General features: G+C 74.4%; 13 protein-coding genes. 5 read left to right on the top strand and 8 right to left on the bottom strand.

The window, feature by feature from the left end:
- Positions 1-12 precede the first annotated feature (12 nt).
- Positions 13-2106 (bottom strand): ATP-dependent DNA helicase UvrD2, encoded by a 2094-nt coding sequence (locus HNR61_RS02230; RefSeq protein ID WP_182841416.1) that lies wholly within the window; start codon positions 2104-2106, stop codon positions 13-15.
- A 138-nt stretch (positions 2107-2244) separates the two neighbouring features.
- Here HNR61_RS02230 and HNR61_RS02225 point away from each other — a divergent pair, with 138 nt between their 5' ends.
- Positions 2245-2532: a glutaredoxin domain-containing protein gene (locus HNR61_RS02225; protein WP_067812636.1), complete on the top strand. Its 288-nt coding sequence runs from the start codon at positions 2245-2247 to the stop codon at positions 2530-2532.
- Between the two features lie 49 nt (positions 2533-2581).
- On the opposite strand, the gene nudC is transcribed toward HNR61_RS02225, so the two are convergent.
- Together nudC and HNR61_RS02215 are read right to left on the bottom strand one after the other, a co-directional pair.
- Positions 2582-3496 (bottom strand): NAD(+) diphosphatase, encoded by a 915-nt coding sequence (gene nudC, locus HNR61_RS02220; protein ID WP_182841415.1) that lies wholly within the window; start codon positions 3494-3496, stop codon positions 2582-2584.
- Between the two features lie 35 nt (positions 3497-3531).
- Entirely contained in the window at positions 3532-4929 is a 1398-nt protein-coding gene (locus HNR61_RS02215) for a dipeptidase (RefSeq protein ID WP_182841414.1), read from the bottom strand.
- 42 nt (positions 4930-4971) lie between these two features.
- On the opposite strand from HNR61_RS02215, the gene HNR61_RS02210 reads away from it, so the two are divergent.
- Positions 4972-5280 (top strand): DUF4031 domain-containing protein, encoded by a 309-nt coding sequence (locus HNR61_RS02210; RefSeq protein WP_182841413.1) that lies wholly within the window; start codon positions 4972-4974, stop codon positions 5278-5280.
- On the opposite strand, the gene HNR61_RS02205 is transcribed toward HNR61_RS02210, so the two are convergent.
- Positions 5270-5878, bottom strand: coding sequence for an HD domain-containing protein (locus tag HNR61_RS02205; protein ID WP_182841412.1), 609 nt, complete (start codon positions 5876-5878; stop codon positions 5270-5272). The two genes, HNR61_RS02210 and HNR61_RS02205, sit on opposite strands and share 11 nt — an antisense overlap.
- 201 nt (positions 5879-6079) lie before the next feature.
- Here HNR61_RS02205 and HNR61_RS02200 point away from each other — a divergent pair, with 201 nt between their 5' ends.
- The 3 genes from HNR61_RS02200 (at position 6080) to HNR61_RS02190 (ending at position 10803) form a co-directional block, all read left to right on the top strand.
- Positions 6080-7228: an ATP-grasp domain-containing protein gene (locus tag HNR61_RS02200; protein ID WP_182841411.1), complete on the top strand. Its 1149-nt coding sequence runs from the start codon at positions 6080-6082 to the stop codon at positions 7226-7228.
- Between the two features lie 181 nt (positions 7229-7409).
- Positions 7410-9029, top strand: a complete 1620-nt coding sequence (locus HNR61_RS02195; protein WP_182841410.1) for an IucA/IucC family protein — start codon at positions 7410-7412, stop codon at positions 9027-9029.
- 169 nt (positions 9030-9198) lie between these two features.
- Entirely contained in the window at positions 9199-10803 is a 1605-nt protein-coding gene (locus HNR61_RS02190) for an AMP-binding protein (RefSeq protein WP_312897730.1), read from the top strand.
- An 81-nt stretch (positions 10804-10884) separates the two neighbouring features.
- Here HNR61_RS02190 and HNR61_RS02185 read toward each other — a convergent pair whose 3' ends face one another.
- The 4 genes from HNR61_RS02185 to HNR61_RS02170 form a co-directional block, all read right to left on the bottom strand.
- Positions 10885-11193 (bottom strand): hypothetical protein, encoded by a 309-nt coding sequence (locus HNR61_RS02185; RefSeq protein WP_067812630.1) that lies wholly within the window; start codon positions 11191-11193, stop codon positions 10885-10887.
- Positions 11194-11256: 63 nt separating this feature from the next.
- Positions 11257-11991, bottom strand: a complete 735-nt coding sequence (locus HNR61_RS02180; RefSeq protein WP_182842235.1) for a class I SAM-dependent methyltransferase — start codon at positions 11989-11991, stop codon at positions 11257-11259.
- A 92-nt stretch (positions 11992-12083) separates the two neighbouring features.
- Positions 12084-15437 carry an ATP-dependent helicase gene (locus HNR61_RS02175; RefSeq protein WP_182841409.1) on the bottom strand — a complete coding sequence of 1118 codons (3354 nt, stop codon included), beginning with the start codon at positions 15435-15437 and terminating at the stop codon, positions 12084-12086.
- Complete coding sequence (locus HNR61_RS02170) at positions 15434-18571, bottom strand: ATP-dependent helicase (protein WP_312897729.1); 3138 nt, start codon at positions 18569-18571, stop codon at positions 15434-15436. The genes HNR61_RS02175 and HNR61_RS02170 overlap by 4 nt, the downstream gene beginning before the upstream one ends.
- Positions 18572-18841 lie beyond the last annotated feature (270 nt).

Here is an 18841-nt window from a genome sequence, read left to right as displayed (position 1 = left end):
GTGGCCGGTGTCTCACCCCCCGCCGCAGAGGGACAGCACCGCCTCGCCGTACTTGTCGAGCTTGACCTTGCCGACGCCGGGGATCTGGGCCAGCTCCTCCAGGGTGGCGGGGTCGCGTTCGGCGATGGCCTGGAGGGTCGCGTCGGTGAAGACCACGTAGGCCGGGATCTTCTGGTCGGCGGCCGTCTCGGTGCGCCACTCCTTCAGGCGGAGCAGGAGGTCCTCGTTGAACGCGGCGGGGCAGTCCTCGCAGCGGCCCAGCTTGCGTTCCACCGGGGCGGTGAGGGGGCGGCCGCAGACCCGGCAGGGCTGGGGGCCGCTCTTGGCGGTGCGACGCTTGGTGCGGTCGGCGCGGGCCGGGGTGTGGGTGGTGACCTTGGTCGTCACGCCCTCCAGGAAGCGGGAGGGGCGGCGGAAGCGCGGCCCGCCCGGGGAGCGCGCGAGCGCCCAGGACAGGCCCAGGTGCTCGCGGGCGCGGGTGATGCCCACGTAGAACAGGCGGCGCTCCTCCTCGGCCTGGTCGGGCGTCTCGGCGTAGATGATCGGAAGGGTGCCCTCGACCAGGCCGACGAGGAACACCGCGTCCCACTCCAGGCCCTTGGCGGCGTGCAGGGAGGCCAGGGTCACGCCCTCCAGGGGCGGGGCGTGCTGGGCGGCGGCGCGTTCCTCCAGCTCGGTGACGAAGTCGGGGAGGTCGGCGGCCGGGTTGTCCGCGGCCATGTCCTCGGCGAGCTGGGCCAGGGCGGCCAGCGACTCCCAGCGGGCGCGGGCGGCGCCCGCGCCCTCGGGCGGGTCGTTGGTGAAGCCCGCGCCCAGCAGGACGTGGCGGACCTTCTGGATCAGGCCCATGCCCTCGGTCTCGGCGTCGGTGCCCCGGGTCGCGGCGCGGAGGCGGATCACCGCCTCGCGGACCTCGGGGCGCTCGAAGAAGCGCTCGGCGCCGCGCAGGACGTAGGGGACCCCGGCGGCGGACAGGGCCTGCTCGTAGGTCTCGGACTGGGCGTTGATGCGGAACAGGACCGCGATCTCGCGGGCCGGGACGCCCTCGTCGATCAGCTTGCGGCAGCGGCGGGCCACGTCGTCGGCCTCGGCCACCTCGTCGTCGTACTCGTTGTAGACCGGCTCGGGGCCGTCCTCGCGCTGGGCGGTGAGTTCGAGCCGGTGGCGGCGGGCCGTCTCGCCGCCTGTCCCCGGGCCCCGCCCCAGCCCGATGACGGTGTTGGCCAGGCGCACCACCTGCGGCGTCGAGCGGTAGTCCCGCACCAGCTTGATCACCTTGGCGTCCGGGAACGCCTGCGGGAAGTCCAGCAGGTAGGACGGGGTCGCCCCGGTGAACGAGTAGATGGTCTGGTTGGGGTCGCCGACGACGCACAGCTCCTTGCGGCCGCCCAGCCAGGTGTCCAGCAGCAGCCGCTGGAGCGGGTTGACGTCCTGGAACTCGTCGACCACGAAGTACCGGTACTGGTCGTGGACCTGCCGCGCCACCTCGGGGTGCTCCAGCAGGACCGCGACCGTCAGCTCCAGCATCCCCTCGAAGTCGAGCAGGTTGCGTTCGCGGCGGAGCTGCTCGTAGACCGCGTAGACGTGGGCGATGTCGGTCACGTCGGCGGGCGGCTTGCGGCCGGTGGTCTTCACCGCGGCGGCGTAGTCCTCGGGGCGGCGCTGGGTGACCTTCGCCCACTCGATCTCGCTCGCGACGTCGCGCAGCTCGGTGCGGCCGAGCGACAGCCCGACCGAGCGGGCCGCGTCCGCCACCACCGGCAGCTTCGACTCGATGATCTTCGGGGGGTCGCCGCCGACCACCTTCGGCCAGAAGTAGGAGAGCTGGCGCAGCGCGGCGGCGTGGAACGTCCGCGCCTGCACCCCGGGCGCGCCGAGCTGCCGCAGCCGCCCGCGCAGCTCCCCGGCGGCGCGGGTGGTGAACGTCACGGCCAGCACCTGCTGCGGCGCGACGATCCCGGTCAGCGTCGCGTAGGCGATCCGGTGCGTGATCGCGCGCGTCTTGCCCGTCCCGGCCCCGGCCAGCACGCAGACCGGGCCCCGCACCGCCTCGGCGACGGCCCGCTGTTCCGGATCGAGCCCCGCCAGCACCCCCTCAGCGTCCATCCCCCCATCCTGGCAGTCCCGGCCGACCGAATCGGCCATCCACTCCAGGTTGTGGATAACCTCGGAATGCGGACGGAGCCCCGAGTGTTCTCCTGTTCGCTGCTTACCCCGTATCCGTATGAGGGAGACGACGCACCGATGGCGACGCCGACCACCGGCCAGGCGCCCGGCCACACCGGCCGGCTGACGATGTACACCACCACCTGGTGCGGTTTCTGCCGCCGGCTCAAGAGCCAGCTGGCGCGCGACGGCATCCAGATGAACGAGGTCGACATCGAGCGCGACCCCGCCGCCGCGACCTACGTGATGAGCGTCAACGGCGGCAACCAGACCGTGCCGACCGTGATCGTCGAGACCCCGGACGCCGGGCAGGTCGTGCTGACCAACCCCAGCGCCAAGGAGGTCAAGCGCCTGCTCGGCGTCTGACCCCGCGACCGCGACGAGGGCCCGCCGCGCGCGGGCCCTCGTCGCGTTCTCACCGGAACTCCGCCTGCCGCGGCAGCGGGCCGCCGTACCAGCGCGTGATCATCTGGGCGGCGATCGACAGCGGGCCGGGCGACACCAGGTCCCCGCGCTCCACCGCCTCCCGCAGCTCGTCGCGCGAGTACCAGGCGGCGTCGCGGATCTCCTCGGGGTCGGGCCGCAGCTCCTGCCCGGACGCGGCCCGCGCGAAGTACCCGACCATCAGGCTCTGCGGCAGCGGCCACGGCTGGCTGCCCACGTACCGGATGTCGTGGACGCGGACGCCGACCTCCTCGAACACCTCGCGCTCCACGGCCTGCTCCAGCGACTCCCCCGGCTCGACGAACCCGGCCAGGATCGACCGCCGGTCCTCGGGCCACTGCGGGCCCCGCGCCAGCAGGACGCGGTCGTCGTCGTCCCGCACCAGCATGATCACGGCGGGGTCGACGCGCGGGAAGTGCTGGCTGTCGTCGCGCGTGCACACCCGCACGTGCCCGGCCGACGCGATCTCCGTCGGCGCGCCGCACCGGGGGCAGAAGCGGTGGGTGTCGTGCCAGTTCCGCAACGCGACCGCGTGCGCCATCAGCCCCGAGTCGAGGTCGTCGAGCAGCGCGCCGACCCGGCGCAGGTCGGCGGGCTCGGCGCCCTCGACGGCCGGCGGCGGCGCGGCCACCGCGAAGTGGGCGACGCCGCGTTCGTCCACGCCCAGCAGGTAACGCTCGCCCTCGGGCGCCCGCGCGGGAGGGACGAACGCCAGGCGCGGCGTCGGGTCGAACGCCACCGGCACCCGTCCCCCCTCGACGACCAGCACCCGGGAACGCTGGTCCGCCCAGCGGCGCGCCACCCAGGCGTCGTCGCGGCGGCGGTCGGCGACCCGGTCGTGGGTGCCGCGCGCCAGGGCCAGCCATTCGAGAGGGGTTTCGGACACGGTTCTCCTCGGTGCTCTCCTCGGTGGGGCGCTCGTCAGCGAAGGGCGGTGGCGAGCTCGTCCCACAGGTGGGCGGCGGCCTCCGCGGCCTTGAGCAGCAGCGGCATCTCCACCTTCTCGTTCGGGGCGTGGATGCGGTCCTCGTCGAGGCCGACCGCCACGAAGATCAGCGGGGCCTCCAGGATGTCGGCCAGGTCCGCCTCGGGACCGCTGCCGCCCTCGCGGGTGAACAGGATCTCCTTGCCGAACGCCCGCTCCATCGCGCGCCGCGCGGCCTTCACCCCGGCCGAGTCGATCGGCGAGAAGCACGGCCGCACGCCGCCGCCGGGGACGCGGACCTCGGCCCGGATCCCCTCGGGGGTGTGGGCGGCGACCCACTGCCGGAACGCCTCCTGCACCTTCACCGGCTCCTGCCCCGCCACCAGCCGGAACGACAGCTTCGCGTGCGCCTCGCGCGGCACGATCGTCTTGCCGCCGGGGCCGGTGTGCCCGCCCCACATGCCGTTGACCTCGGCGGTCGGCCGCGCCCAGACCCGCTCCAGGGTGGAGTACCCGGCCTCGCCGTAGGCGGCGCGGCTGTCCCCGGCGGTCCGCAGCCAGGCCGCCTCGTCGAACGGCAGCCGGGCGAACAGCTCCCGCTCCTCGTCGGTCAGCGGCACCACGTCGTCGTAGAAGCCCGGCAGCGTGACGCGGCCCCGCTCGTCGTGCAGGCGCGCCAGCAGCTCGGCCATGGCGTGCAGCGGGTTCGGCACCGCGCCGCCGAACGACCCCGAGTGCAGGTCGGTGGACGGCCCGTACAGCGACACCTCGGCCTCGGTCAGGCCGCGCATGCCGGTGCACATCGACGGGACGTCGGCCGACCACATGGTGGTGTCGCTGATCACGATCGCGTCGCAGGCGAGCCGGTCGCGGCGCTCCCGCAGCAGGTCGGCGAAGTGGACCGAGCCGGACTCCTCCTCGCCCTCCACCAGCAGCTTGATCGTCACCGGCGGGGCTCCCGATCCCGCCGCCGCCATGCCCGCCCGCACCCCGAGGGTGTGGAAGAACACCTGCCCCTTGTCGTCGGAGGCGCCGCGCGCGTAGAGGCTGTCGCCCCTCTCGGTGGGGGTGAACGGGTCGGTGTCCCACTCCTCCAGCGGCTCGACCGGCTGCACGTCGTGGTGCCCGTAGACGACGACCGACGGCGCGTCCGGGTCCTCGGCGGGCCACTCGGCGAACACGGCGGGCAGCCCGGGACCGTCCGGCGTCCCGGTCGGCCAGACCTCGACGGTCGGCCAGCCGAGCCCCCGCAGGTGGGCGGCCAGCCACTCGGCCGAGCGCCCGACGTCCGCGTGGTGCGCGGGGTTACCGGAGATCGACGGGATCGCCAGCCACTCCTTGAGGTCGGCGAAGAACTGCTCCCGGTTCGCCTGGATGTAGGCGGATACGTCCATTGACATGCTCCTTTGCATGGCGTTCATCTGGCACCTTAGGGGATGGACCGCGACAGCCCGGGAGGGGCGTTGATCCTGATAGACCCGCCACTGTGGCCCGCACGGGGCCGCGTGTGGTCGCACATGGTGAGCGACGAGTCGTTCGCGGAGCTGCACGCGTTCGCCGAACGCGTGGGGCTGCCGCCGCGCGCGTTCGACCGCGACCACTACGACGTCCCCGCGGAGCTCTACGCGAAGGCCGTCGCGCTCGGCGCGCACGAGGTGGGCTGCCAGGAGCTGCTGCTCAGGCTGACGAAGGCGGGGCTGCGCCGCCGCAAGGCGGCCGGGCGGCGCGGCGCGGTCAGGCGTTGAGGAGCATCAGCTCGGTCCCGAGGTTGTGGCGGGCGCGCTCCTCGAAGCGCTCCCGCGCCGTCGGCGTGTGGAACAGCGCGGGCAGCGCGAGCAGGCCGTTCAGGACCTCGGCGCGGCCCGCCCGGAAGAACTCGTCGGGGACGAACGCGTACTCCTCCCGCACGGCGGCGGCGTAGGCGGCGTACCGCTCCGGGTCGGAGCCCAGGATCGCCAGGTCCGCGTCGCACAGCACCTGCCCGTTGCGGTCGCCGGCGTCCGGGGCGTGCGTGGCGGTCAGCTCCACCAGCCGCACCACCTCGGCGACCGTGCCCTCCGACAGGTCGGTGTCGGCGAGCATCCGGCCCGCCAGGCGGGCGCTGCGCTCCTCGTTGTCGGCGCGTTCGGGATCGTAGACCGCGTCGTGGAACCAGGCCGCCAGCCGGACCGCGTCGGCGTCGTCGGCCCATCCGGCCAGCTCGTCCACCAGGTCCAGGACGGCGGCCAGATGGTCGCGCGTGTGGTAGCGACGGTGCGGCTCCCCGTACCGGGCGTCCAGCTCGGTCCCGATGTGCCGGGTCGGCGCTCCGGCCAGCTCCACCCAGCGTTCCTCCAGATCCATGGGGTCATCCTCGTCCACGCGCGGCGAACCGGCCAATTCCGGGGCGGCCTTGCGATGCGCACACCACGACTCGACAAAACCGCCGTCAGCGGGGGGCACGCGGTGCCATCGTTCTAGCGCGCGGAGCGCACCCGGATCACTAGGGTGACTTCGCGAGTCAGGCAAGCCCTACCTTCACCAAGCCGACTGGAAAGGGTGGCCGTGGCCGCCTCGCTCTACATCGTCGCCGGCAGAACCACCGACTCGGTCACCCACGGACTCCTTCCCGCCGCCGCCGTGCTCGGCCGGGAGCGGGGCCTGGAGACGGTGCTGCTCACCGACCGGCCCGCCGAGCACGCCAAGGTGTGGGACGGCCGCGTGGTCGCCTGCGACGTCACCGACTACCGCGAGATCATCGCCGCGGCCGGGTCCCGGCCCGCGGCGGTCCTCACCGACAGCGACCGGCTCCAGGCCCCGGTGGCGCTGGCCGCCGCCTATCTCGGCCTGCCCGCCAAGGACTGGCGCGCGGCGACCCGCACCCGGAACCGGGCGCTGCTGCGCCGCCATCTGGCGGGCCTGGACCCGGTCTTCTGCGCCGACGCCTGGCGGGTCCCGCCGGACGCGCCCTACCCGCTGGTCCTGCGGCCCCGCGAGGGTGGCGGGGACGCGTTCCGGGTCCGCGACGCCGGGGAGCTGGCGGCGCGCCGCGAGGAACTGAACTCGCGGCGCGGCGGCGCGCTGGTCGTCGAGGAACACCTGCCCGGCGAGACCTACACGCTGGAGACTCTGGGCGACGGCCGCGAGCTGCGGGTGCTCGGCGCGTTCCACGCCCGGGTCGCCCCGCCGCGCTTCGTCGTCGAACGCCTGGACTGGACGCCGCCGCCGGAGGGCGCCGACCAGGTGCTGGCGCAGCTGGAGGCGCTGGGCGTCGGGCTGGGCGCGTGCCACACCGAGTTCGTCGTCCACGAGGGCCGCGCCCGGATCGTCCGGATCGCCCACCGGCTGATCGGCGACCGCGACGGGCTCCTGCTGGCCGACCTGCTCGGCGTCCCGCTGTTCGAGCAGGTCGTGCGGGTCCATCTGGGCGAGCGGCTGCCGGCCCCGCCGCCGCGCACCGACCGGCACGCGGTCGCCGACGCGGTGCTGACCGAGCGCAGCGGCGTGCTGGTCGCCGCGCCGGACCGCACCGAGCAGGAGACCAGCGGCGTGCGGATCTCCTACCGGCCGCGGCGCGTGGTCGGCGACCGGGTCGGCACCGGCCGCGCCGACCGGGACCGGCTCGGCACGGTCCGCGCGACCGGCCCGTCCCGCGCGGCGGTGGAGGCCGCCGTCGCCGCGTTCCGCGCCGCGCACACCTGGAAGATCGCATGAACGGGCCCGGGGAACGGGAAGGCCGGTGCCCGGAGGCCCCCCGCGGGCACGCGGGAGGCGCCGCGAGCGGGCCGGAGGGGCGCGGGGCCGTCCGGGCTGAGGAACGACGCGGGCGAAGCGACCGGAGTGACGAGGGAAGACGGTGCCCGGAGGCGTCCTGGAGGTACGTGGGAGGCGTCGCGTGAACGCGCGCCGAGCCGAGTCCCGGCTGGCCGCGCGCATCCTGGACTCCCTGCTGCGCGAGGACTACGGGGGCCTGAGCAAGTACGTCGACCACGTCCACCGCGTCCTGACGCCGCCGGGCTGCGTCCGCATCCGGCTGCGCGGGCCGGACGAGGCGCCGGTCGGCGGGATGCACCCGGGGTTCCTGTCGGAGCTGGCCGTGGACCCCGACCAGGGGCTGCGGCTGGAGGAGGTCCTGCTGATCGCGCGGCGGGTCGGGCATCCGCGCGACGACCTGTCGGCGTTCGAACGCGAGTGCCGCGAGTCCCTGGTCACCCTGCGGATGCACCAGGAGGCCCTGCCCGACCTGCTGGGGCGCCTGGCGGACGTGCCGGACGGGCTGCGGCGGGGGCCGGGCACGTTCTACGAGACGCTGGCGGCGTTCCAGGACCACCCGGTGTACCCGACGGGCCGGACGCGGTTCGGGCTGTCCCCGTCGGACCTGCGCAAGTACGCGCCGGAGTTCGACCCGGCGGTGACGCTGCGCTGGGCGGCGGTGCCGAAATCGCGGGTGACGCGGGCGGGCGAGCGCCCCAACTGGTGGCCCGAGCCCGCCGACGTCGGCATGTCGGCGAGCCTCAACACCACGCACGACCTGCTGCCGGTCCATCCGCTGACGGTGCCGTTCCTGCGCGACGACCGGGACGCGCGGCTCGGGTCGCGGCCGTATCTCCAGGTCATGCCCACCCTGTCGATGCGGACGGTCACCACCGACCCGCTGACGCATCTGAAGGTGCCGCTGCCGACCAGCACCCTGGGGGTACGGAACCGCCGCACGATCGTTCCGGAGAGCCTGCCGGACGGGGCCCGCGCCGAACGCATCCTGCGCCGCGTCCTGCTCCGCGAGCCGAACCTGCCGATCCTGCTGGCCGACGAGCAGACCTGGGGGCACGCCGGGTCGCCGTACCTGGGCTACCTGGTGCGGCGGTTCCCGCCGGAGACGGCCCGCGCGCACATCATCCCGGTGGCGGCGCTGACCGCCGAGTCGCCCGAGGGCGGACCGGTCATCGCGCAGTGGAACGTGCCGTGGCTGTTCGGGGCCTACCTGGACGCGCTGCTGACGTGGAACGTCAAGCTGTTCCGCTACGGCATCGCGCTGGAGGCCCACCAGCAGAACCTGTCCCTGGTCCTCGGCGACGGGCGGCTGCGGCTGCTGCTGAAGGACAACGACGGGATGATGGTGGACAACCTGCGGTTCATGGGCGTGTTCGGCCGCGACAGCGAGCCGGGCCGCTTCCACGATCCGCGCATGACCACCGACGACCCCGAGGCGCTGGCCCGCGTGTTCGTCACGATCACGCTGCACCTGTGCGCGGCGGCCCCGGCGTTCGCGCTGGCCGAGCAGGGCCTGCTGCCGCTGCGCACCGGCCTGGGGATGATCGCCGAACGGCTCGACGCGCTGCTGGGCCCCGGCGACCGCCTGCTGCGCGCCCGCACCCTGGACGCGCCCGCGCTGCCCGCCAAGGCGATGGTGACCGCCGGGACCCTGGTCGACCGGTCCCGCCTCGGCTGCGCCGACATCAACAAGCACTACGGCCCGATGGGCCCCAACTACCTCCGCGCCCCGTCGGCCCGGTGACCGCCCGCGTCGCCCGGAGGCGGCGAACGGTGTGGTTCGGGTCACATACCCGTCTCGGGGTGTCGCCGGGAGAGGTATTCGACTACATATCTAACTGAAAGCCGGGTATGGCCCTGACTCCCCCGTGGCCGTCACCCGCGGCCCTCCCCCACGGCAAGGAGAAGGTCCAGTGCTGCTCGACCGGGTCCGAACGTTGGCGAGTCAAGGGGCGCGGGCGACCCGCGCGGTTCTCGACGTCGGGGTGCTGCGCCCGGTGCGGCCGGACCGGCTGGCGCGGCTGCCGCTCCAGTACCTGCGGTTCGGGCCGGTCCCGGCGACGGTCGGGGCGATGGCGGCGCTGCGGTTCCCCGACCGGATCGCGCTGTACGACGAGAAGGGGCACCTCACCTACGCCGAGCTGGAGCGGCGCGCCGCCGCCCTGGCCACGGTGCTGGCCGGACGCGTCGGCGACGGCGGGCGCGTCGGGGTGCTGTGCCGCAACCACCGGGGGTTCGTGGAGGCCGTGCTCGCCGCCTCCCGCCTCGGCCACGACGTCGTCCTGCTGAACACCGACTTCTCCGGCGCGCAGCTCGGCGAGGTCGCCGGGCGCGAGAACGTCGGGCTGCTCCTGCACGACCAGGAGTTCGACGAGGTGGTGGACGACGCGTCGTTCGGCGGGCAGCGCGTCCACATGTGGCGGGACCGGGACGAGGGCAAGCACCCGTCCGCCGACGAGCTGGTCGAGGGCGTCACGCCGGAGCCGCGGAGGCCGGCGCGCGCGGGGCGGACCATCATCATGACGTCCGGCACGACCGGGACGCCCAAGGGCGCGCAGCACGACATCGGGCTCGGCGCGCTGCTCCCGGCGGCGGTCAGCCACCTGATGCGGGTGCCGGTGCGGTCCGGGGCGCCGGTCGTCATCGCGCCGCCGCTGTTCCACGTGCTGGGGTTCGCCTACCTCGCGGTCGGGATCGGCCTCGGCATGCCGCTGGTGCTGGCGCGCCGCTTCGACCCGGCCGGGGCCCTGAAGGCGATCGAGGAGCACCGGGCCGAGACGCTGATCGCCGTTCCGGTGATGCTCCAGCGGATGCTGGACGTGCCGGACGGGCCGCGCCCCTCGGCGCTGCGCGTGGTGGTCTGCGGCGGGTCGGCGCTGCACCCGCACCTGTCGGAGAGGTTCATGGACGAGTTCGGCGACGTCCTCCACAACGTCTACGGCGCGACCGAGACGGGCTGGGCGACGATCTCCACGCCCGAGGACCTGCGCGCGGCCCCCGGAACGGTCGGCAGGCCGTCGTTCCGCCTCACCATCAGGATCCTGGACGAGGACGGCGACGAGCTGCCGCCCGGCGAGACCGGGGAGATCTACACCGGCGGCGGGCTGAAGTTCGCGGGCTACACCGGCGGCGGGTCCAAGAAGGTCCGCGACGGCCTGACCGGCACCGGCGACCTCGGGCACTTCGACGAGCAGGGCCGGCTGTTCGTCGACGGCCGCGCCGACGACATGATCGTGTCGGGCGGGGAGAACGTGTTCCCCGGCGAGGTCGAGGACCTGCTCGGCGAGCACGAGGCGATCGCGGAGGTCACGGTCACGGGCGTGGAGGACGAGCGGTTCGGCCAGCGCCTGGCGGCCCACGTGGTCCTCAAGGAGGGCCACCGGCTGACCGAGGACGACGTCAGGGCGTATGTGAAGCGCAACCTGGCCCGGTACAAGGTGCCCCGCGACGTCCACTTCGTCGACGAGCTGCCCCGCACCAGCACCGGCAAGGTCCGGCGGAAGGCGCTCCGGAGCTGACGCGCCGCCCGGCGAGCCGGGGTTTCCGGGGGACGAGCCTGGGCGCGTTCCTCGCCTGGCTCGCTGCGTGGAGGTGGGGCGTCAGGCGACGCGGACGGGGCGGTCCTCGTTGCGGGCGGCCATGCAGATGCGGGCCAGGTCGTTGAGGGCGTCGGCGCGGCGCTCGTCCAGGGAGCGGGTGTCGCCGGGCGCGGCCTCGGCCAGGGTGTCGATCACCAGGGAGAACAGCGGCCACTCGGCCGGCCCGATCGCGCCCTCGAAGTCCAGGCCGCTCTCCAGGTCGTCGAGGTCGAGGTTGCGGGCGAAGGTCGCCAGCGCCGCCTCGGCCGCCACGATCCCGATGCGCATGGCCAGGGCGGCCGGCTCACGATCCACGGTGCTAGAACCCATGTTCGACAACATAGAACACACGAACGAAGGCCGTCGAACGTTTGGACGAAAAACGCATCCGTTTCACCCGGCAATCGCCAGCAGCCAGAGGTTCGTGCGGGTGACGTGCGGTTCGCCGTCGATCATATGGGGGCGCAGCCCCGTGGCGGGTCCGCCCGCGAGTTCCGCGAGCACCTCCTCGCGGACGCGCGCGGTGGCGTCGGCGCCGGTCCGCGCCGACCAGGACGCCAGCGGCACCCGCTCGTCGAACGGGTCGGCGCGCTTCACCTCGGCCCCGGCCCCGGTGACCAGCGCGGTGAGGCGCTCCTCGGTGAGGAGGGCGCCGTGCGCGGGGTCGCGCAGCCGTTCGATCCGGTCGGGGTCGCCGTCGGGCCCGGCGGGCCGTACCGGGTCGGCGACGACCAGCGCCGCGCCGGGGCGGCACACCCGCGCCGCCTCCCGCACCACCGCCGCCGGGTCGGCGGCACGGTGCAGCGCGTTCCAGACGACGACCAGCGTGAACGTCCGGTCCAGCCAGGGCAGCGCGGCGGCGTCCCCGCGCATGAACGTCACGTTGGTGATGCCGTCCCGGTCGGCCGCCCGCTTGCCCTCGGCGAGGGCCGCGGGCGCCGGGTCGAGGGCGGTGGCGTGGCGGACGCGGCGCGCGACGGCCCGCGCGACCGGTCCGGTCCCGGCGCCGACCTCCAGGACGACGTCCTCCAGGTCCAGCTCCGCGTCCATGAACCGGACCAGCCGGCCCAGGTCGGCCACCCCGGTGGGGAGCTCCCGCGCCGCCTGCTGGCCGTCGACTTCACGCATCACCGTCACGCCGCCTCCTCCAGGGTGTTGCCGGGATCATCCCCGAATCCGGGGGAGGTGAACAGTGGGGAGTGACGACCGTCACTCCCGCGTCAGATGGCGGGGATCTTCTCCAGCAGTCTCGCCAGGCCCGCGGCGTCGAGCAGGTCCACGGGCCGGACGGTGTGGTTGGCGCGCACGTAGTGGAACGCCGCCCCCACCCGGTCCAGCGGCACGCCCCTCAGGTCCGCCCACGCCAGCCGGTAGGCGGCCAGCTGCACCGCCACGTGCCGCATCTCCTCCTCGCCGGGCGGCGCGCCGGTCTTCCAGTCCACGACCTCGTAGCGGCCGTCCTCGTGCTGGAACACCGCGTCCATGCGGCCCCGCACCAGCCGGTCGCCGATCATCGTCTCGAACGGCACCTCGATGTCGACCGGCTCGCGCGACCCCCACTCGGACGCCTCGAACCGCTCCTGGAGCATGGCCAGGTGGACCTCGTCGGCGGCGTCCTCGTCGGCGGCGCCGGGCAGCTCCTCCTCGTCCACCAGGCGCTGCTGGCCCCAGCGGCTCTCCAGCCAGGTGTGGAACGCGGTGCCCCGGCGCGCGAACGGCGCGGGCGGGCGCGGCATCGGCCGCCGGATCTGGCGGGCCAGCGCCTGCGGGTCGCGGGCCAGGGTGACCAGCGAGGAGACGGTGAGGTTGGGGGGCAGCTCGACCAGCAGGCCGTCGCCGCCGCGGCCCCGGTCGCGCTCGGCGAGCAGCAGTTCCACGTCGCGCGCCCACGCCTGCATGCGGCCCTTGTCGGCGGCGGTGAGGCCGTCGGTGCCGACCCAGCGGACGTTGCGTCCCTGCATGGCGTCCTCGACCATGCGGGCGGCCTCGACGGTCGCCTCGTAGCGGGCCCGCGCGGTCGCGTCGGAGCGCCCCCGGTCGCCGGGCTGGACCGGCCAGGCGGCCTCCTCGTCCTCGGCCAGCAGCGGGTTGGCGGCGTCCTCGGCGGGCGGCTCGGTCCACACCGCCACCGACCCGGCCCCGGCCAGGCACACCTCGCGGACCTCCTCCAGGAAGGGCGAGGGCCCGAGGGGGCGCCCCGACTGCCCCCACCAGTAGCCGGTGCAGATCAGCAGGCTCGCCGACCGGGTGACCGCCACGTACGCCAGGCGGCGCTCCTCCATCAGGTCGCGGGCGGCGGCGGCCTCGTTGAACGCCACCAGGTCGTCGGTGTCCAGGCCGCGCAGCTCGGGCAGGTCGCGGCGGTCGCCGCGCAGCGGCCAGGGCAGCACGCGGGCGTTGTCGGTCCAGCGGGTGGTGTTCTGCGGCGGCGAGGGGAAGATCGACCCGGTGGCGGGGCCCCCGTCCTTCCTGGGCCGGTAGGACAGCCCCGGCACGATCACCACCGGCCACTCCAGGCCCTTGGAGGCGTGCACGGTGAGCAGCTTGACGCTGTCGGTCTCCCCGACCCGGCCCGCCGCCAGCCCGAACTCCTCGGTCTCGGCGGCCTTCAGGTACGCCAGGAACGCCCCCAGCGTCGCGTCCTCGGCGTCCCCGGCGAACTGCGCGGCGGCGTCGATGAACGCGTCCAGGTCGGCCCGCGCGGTGACGGGGTCGAGGCCGGAGCGGGCGGCGACCTCGATGTCGAGGCCGAGGGCGCGCTCGACCTCGTTGACCAGGTCGGGCAGCGACAGCCCGACCTGGGTGCGCAGGGACCGCAGCTCGTCGCGCAGCCGCCGCAGCCGGCCGTAGCCCTCGGGCGAGTACGCGCCCGGGTCGCCGAGGTCGTCCAGGGCGTCCACGAGGCTGCCGGTCTCGCGGTTCAGTTCGGAGACCAGCTCGCGGAGCGGGTCCTTGCCCTGCGCCGGGGCGTCCTCGCCCTCGGGGTCGGCGGCGTCGCCGGGGCGGGTGACGTCGCGGGAGGTCTCCTCGGCCAGGCGGCGCGCCCGGCGGCCGAGCGCGACCAGGTCGCGGGGGCCGAGGCGCCAGCGGGGCCCGGTCAGCAGCCGCGCCAGCGACGCCCCGGCGGTCGGGTCGTGCATGACCCGCAGCGTCGCGACGACGTCCTGCACCTCCGGCACGGTCAGCAGCCCGCCCAGCCCGACGACCTCGACGGGGATGCCGCGGGCCTCCAGCGCCCGCCGGATCAGCGGGAACTGCGACCGCTTGCGGGCCAGCACGGCGATGTCGGAGTACTTCAGCGGCTCGCCCTGCGGCCCGCCGTCCGGCGCGATCTCCGGGTCGCCCGCCATGAGCCGCGCGACCCGCGCGGCGATCATTTCGGCCTCCTGCTCGACGTGCTCGAACAGCGCGCACTCCACCCGGCCGCGCCCCTCGCGGCCCGCGCCCGGCGTCAGCACCGGCACCTGCGGGGTCTCCTGGCGCAGCTCCTCCTGGACGCGGGCGGCGGCGCGCAGCACGTGCTCGCCGTTGCGGAAGCTGCGCGAGAGCTGCCGGACGGGGGCGGGGCTCGGCGGGCGGTTCAGGACCGGGGTCTGCAACGGGAAGTCGTGGGCGAACCGCAGCAGCCCGCCCGCGCTCGCGCCGCGCCACCCGTAGATGGACTGGCAGGGGTCGCCGACCGCGGTGACCGGGTGCCCGCCGCCGAACAGCGACCGCAGCAGCACCAGCTGCGCCTGGCTGGTGTCCTGGTACTCGTCCAGCAGCACCACCGAGTAGCGGGACCGTTCGATCATCCCGACCTCGGGGTGCTTGAACGCGATCCGCGCCGCGTGGGCCATCTGGTCGCCGTGGTCGACGACCTCGCGGTCGGCCTTGGCCTGCCGGAACGCCTCGATCAGCGGCAGGAGCTGCTCGCGGACCGCCTGCTTGGCCAGCACGTCGCGCTGCGCCTTGAGGGGTTTGGGCAGGGCGGCGAAGCGCTCCTCCAGCCACCCGCCGACCTTGTACAGGTCGGTGGGCTGGCGCAGGTGCTCGGCCAGGTCCCCGGCCAGCTCCATCACGGCCTTGGTGACGGTGTCGGGCGACCAGTCCACATGGTCCATGGGCCCGTCGTAGGCGTCCACGGTCCGCGAGCAGATCTGCCAGGCGACCGCCGGGGAGATCAGCCGCATGGTCGGCTCCAGCGCCTCGCGCAGCGCGTGGTCGCCGAACAGCCGGGCGGCGTAGGAGTGGTAGGTGGACACGGTCGGCTCGCCGTCGAAGATCTGCTCGCCGCCGAGCCGCTCCACCTCGTCGGGCGGCAGCTTCTCGCGCAGCGTGTCCAGGCGCTTGCGGACCCGCGCCCCGAGCTCGGCGGCGGCCTTGCGGGTGAAGGTGAGGCCGAGGACGCGTTCGGGCCGCACGAACCCGTTGGCGACCAGCCACACCACGCGCGCCGCCATGGTCTCGGACTTGCCCGAACCGGCCCCCGCGATCACCGCCATCGGCGCCAGCGGGGCCTCGATCACCCGGGCCTGCTCGTCGGTCGGTTCGGGGATCTCCAGCAGCCGCGCCAGCCCGGCTGGTGTGATCATGGACCGACCTGCCCCCCTTCCTCCTGGACCGGACAGCAGGACCGTACGGGGCAGGACCGACACTTGTCGTTGACGCGGGCCTGGAACACCTCCGACGCCATGCCCGCCGCGACGATCTCGACCAGCTTCCGCGGCCACTCGGGGTCGGGGTCGCCGGTCGGCGGCGGCTGCTCCTGCTCGCGCACCTTGGCGGCGAACGCGGCCTTGCCGACCTGGATGAGCTTGGCGCCGCCGGGCTCGACCAGGCCGTGCCGCTCGAACGCGCCCATCATGACGGCGAGCTGGTAGACGCCGAGCTGCGGGTTGCGCGCCAGGTCGTCCTTGGGGACCGGCGTGTTCGACGTCTTGATGTCGATGATGACGGCGCGGCCCTCGGCGTCGCGCTCGGCCCGGTCGATCCGCCCCTTGATCACGATGCGGCCGAGGTCGACCCGGAACGGCTCCTCCAGCGCGACGATCTCGTTGGGGTTGGCGCGGTGCCAGGACAGGAACTTGTCGACCATCCGCGACGCCTGCTCGCGCTGCTTGTCGGAGTACCAGGAGGACCGGAAGTCCAGCTCCGACCAGATCTCGTCCAGCCGCCGCCCCACGTCCACGTCGTTCAGGTCGTCGGTGGCCCCGGCCAGCTCGGCGACGGCGTGGACGACCTTGCCCATGGTGGAGAACTCGTTGGGCCCGCCCTCCTGCGCGCCGACCGCCGAGGTCAGCAGCCAGCGCAGCCCGCAGGTGGTGAACGTCTCGACCTGCGACGGCGAGATGGTGATCTGATCGTCCTCCCCGATGACGGGGCCGGTGTCGGACAGGGCGGTGATGGCGTACCAGTTCTCGGGGCGGGCCCCGCGCACGCCCGCCCGCGCGAGCCGCGCCAGGTGCCCGGCGGCGGCGCGCCGCAGCGGCTCGGGGCGCGCCGGGTCGGTCACCACCGAACGCAGGTCCGCCACCAGCGACGACAGCGACAGCCACCGGGTCTTCTCGTCGAGCTGGGACTGCTCCAGCGCGCCGGGCAGCAGCTCGTTGAGGAAGCGGGAGGGGCGTTCCTCGGTGTCGTCGCCGCCGACCGCGGTGATGATCAGGCGCTTGCGGGCGCGGGTGATGGCGACGTAGAACAGGCGGCGTTCCTCGTCGAGCATCTTGGCGGCCATCGACCAGCCGGCCGCGCCCTCGCCCTCGTCGCCGGGCAGGTCGTTGCCGGCGTGGTGCTCGATCAGCTCCTCGACGCCCAGCAGCGAGCCGCGCAGCCGCAGGTCGGGCCAGACGCCCTCCTGCACGCCCGCGACGATCACCACGTCCCACTCCAGGCCCTTGGACCGGTGCGCGGTGAGGATCTTCACGGCCTCGCCCTCGGGGGCGTGCTCGGCCAGGGTCGTGGCGGCGATCTCCTGGGCCGCGATGTCGTCCACGAACAGCTCGGGCCCGGCCTGCGGCAGCCGGTCGACGAACCGGGCCGCGTGGTCGAACAGCGCGACGACGGCGTCGAGGTCCCGGTCGGCGGAGGCCCCGCGCGTCCCGCCCCGGACGCTCTGCTCCAGCAGCGTGTCGCCGAGGCCGCTCTCCTGCCACACGGCCCACAGCACGTCCTCGGCGGTCCCGCCGAGCGACGCCTGCTCCCGGGCGACCTCGATGAGCCGCGCGATCCGTTCGGCCGGGGCGCGGACCTTCTCGTGGACGAGCGCGAGCTCCCGCGGGTCCTGGAGGGCCGAGATCAGCAGCTCGTTGAGCGGCCGGTCCCCGCCCGACAGGGTCTCCAGGTCGCGCAGCGCCCGCTTGAGCCGCCGCATCCCGAGGGCGTCGGCGCCGCCGAGCGGGCCGGTCAGCAGCTCGTCGGCGATCTCGGCGTCCAGGTGGTCCTTCTTCAGCGCGGCCCGCAGCAGCAGCAGGACGGGCCGCACGGCGGGCTCGCCCATCAGCGGGACCTCGTCGCCGGCGACCACCAGGGGCACCCCGGCCTGCGCCAGGGCGCGCCGCAGCGGCGGCACCTGCTGCACCGAGCTGCGCACCAGCACCGCCATCCGCGACCAGGGCACCCCGTCCAGCAGGTGCGCCCGCCGCAGCTCGTCGGCGACCAGCGCGGCCTGCTGGCTCTCGGAGTCGGCCAGGATCGTGCGGACCTCGCCCTCCTCGGCCTCGGGCAGCGGCTCCAGCGCCCGGTGCTCGGCCGACACGGCGGTCCCGGCGGGCAGCCGCCGCGCGACCCGCCGCGACGCGGTGAGGATCTCCGGTCCCATCCGGCGGCAGGTCCGCAGCGCCACGATCGGCGCGGGGTCGCCGTCCAGGGTCCGGAACCGGGCCGGGAACTCCATGATGCCCCGCACGTCGGCGCCCCGGAACCCGTAGATCGACTGGTCGGGGTCGCCCACCACGACCAGCTCGCGCCCGTCCCCCGCGAGCTGCCGCAGCACCTCCTCCTGCGCGGGGTCGGTGTCCTGGTACTCGTCGACGAAGACGACGTCGTAGGCGTCGCGCTCCAGGGTCCGCGTCTCGTCCTGCTCGGCCAGCAGCAGGGCCGCGACCCGGATGAGCTCGCCGTAGTCGTAGGTGGGCATCGGGTCCAGCGCGAACCGGTCGATGTAGCGCTGCATGAAGCCGCCGACCGCGGCCCAGTCGTCGCGCCCCCTGATCCGCCCGAGCGACACCAGGTCGTCGGGCTCGTAGCCGCGTTCGGCGGCGCGCATCGCGAAGTCGCGCACCTCCTCGGCGAACCCGCGCGTGCCCATCGCCTCGTGCAGCCGGTGGGGCCAGCCGTGGGACCCGTCGATCCGCTCGCCGTCCAGCAGCCGCCGCACCTCCAGCAGCTGTTCGGGGGCCGACAGCAGCCGGGGCGGGAGGTCCCCGTTCAGGACGGAGTCCCGCCGCAGCAGCGCGTAGGCGTAGCTGTGGAACGTCATCGCCAGCGGCGACCGCGTGGTCCGCCGCAGCCGCCCGGTGATCCGGTGCCGCAGCTCCTCGGCGGCCTTGCGGCTGAACGTCAGGACCAGCACGCGTTCGGGGTCGATCCCCCGGTTCTCGATGCGGTCGACGACGGCCTCGACGACCGTGGTCGTCTTCCCGGTGCCGGGTCCCGCCAGCACCAGCAGCGGCCCGCCCCGGTGGTCGACGACGCGCTGCTGCTGCTCGTCGAGCCGCGGCGCGTCCACGCGCGCGGCACCGGCGCGACGGACGAGACGATACGAGGCTGGCGGCACAAGAGACGATTTCAGCAGATCATCGGGGCTGCTCGGACCACATCTCTCGCATGTCGCATAAGAGACGCCGGTGACCTGCGAATCCTACGGGAAGTAAGGATCAGGCGCGGAGGGCGAGGAACGCGTCCATCCCGTCGCGTCCGGTAACGCAACGTGTTGACGTGCGGGTTCAGCCGACGGGCGCACGCCGTCCAGCAGTCCGGCGGTCCTCACGGGGCCCTC

The organism is Actinomadura kijaniata (genome assembly GCF_014138665.1).
Lineage (GTDB): Bacteria > Actinomycetota > Actinomycetes > Streptosporangiales > Streptosporangiaceae > Spirillospora > Spirillospora kijaniata.
The sequence above is the reverse complement of the archived record's forward strand: the minus strand, read 5'-3'. Positions and strand labels throughout refer to the sequence as shown.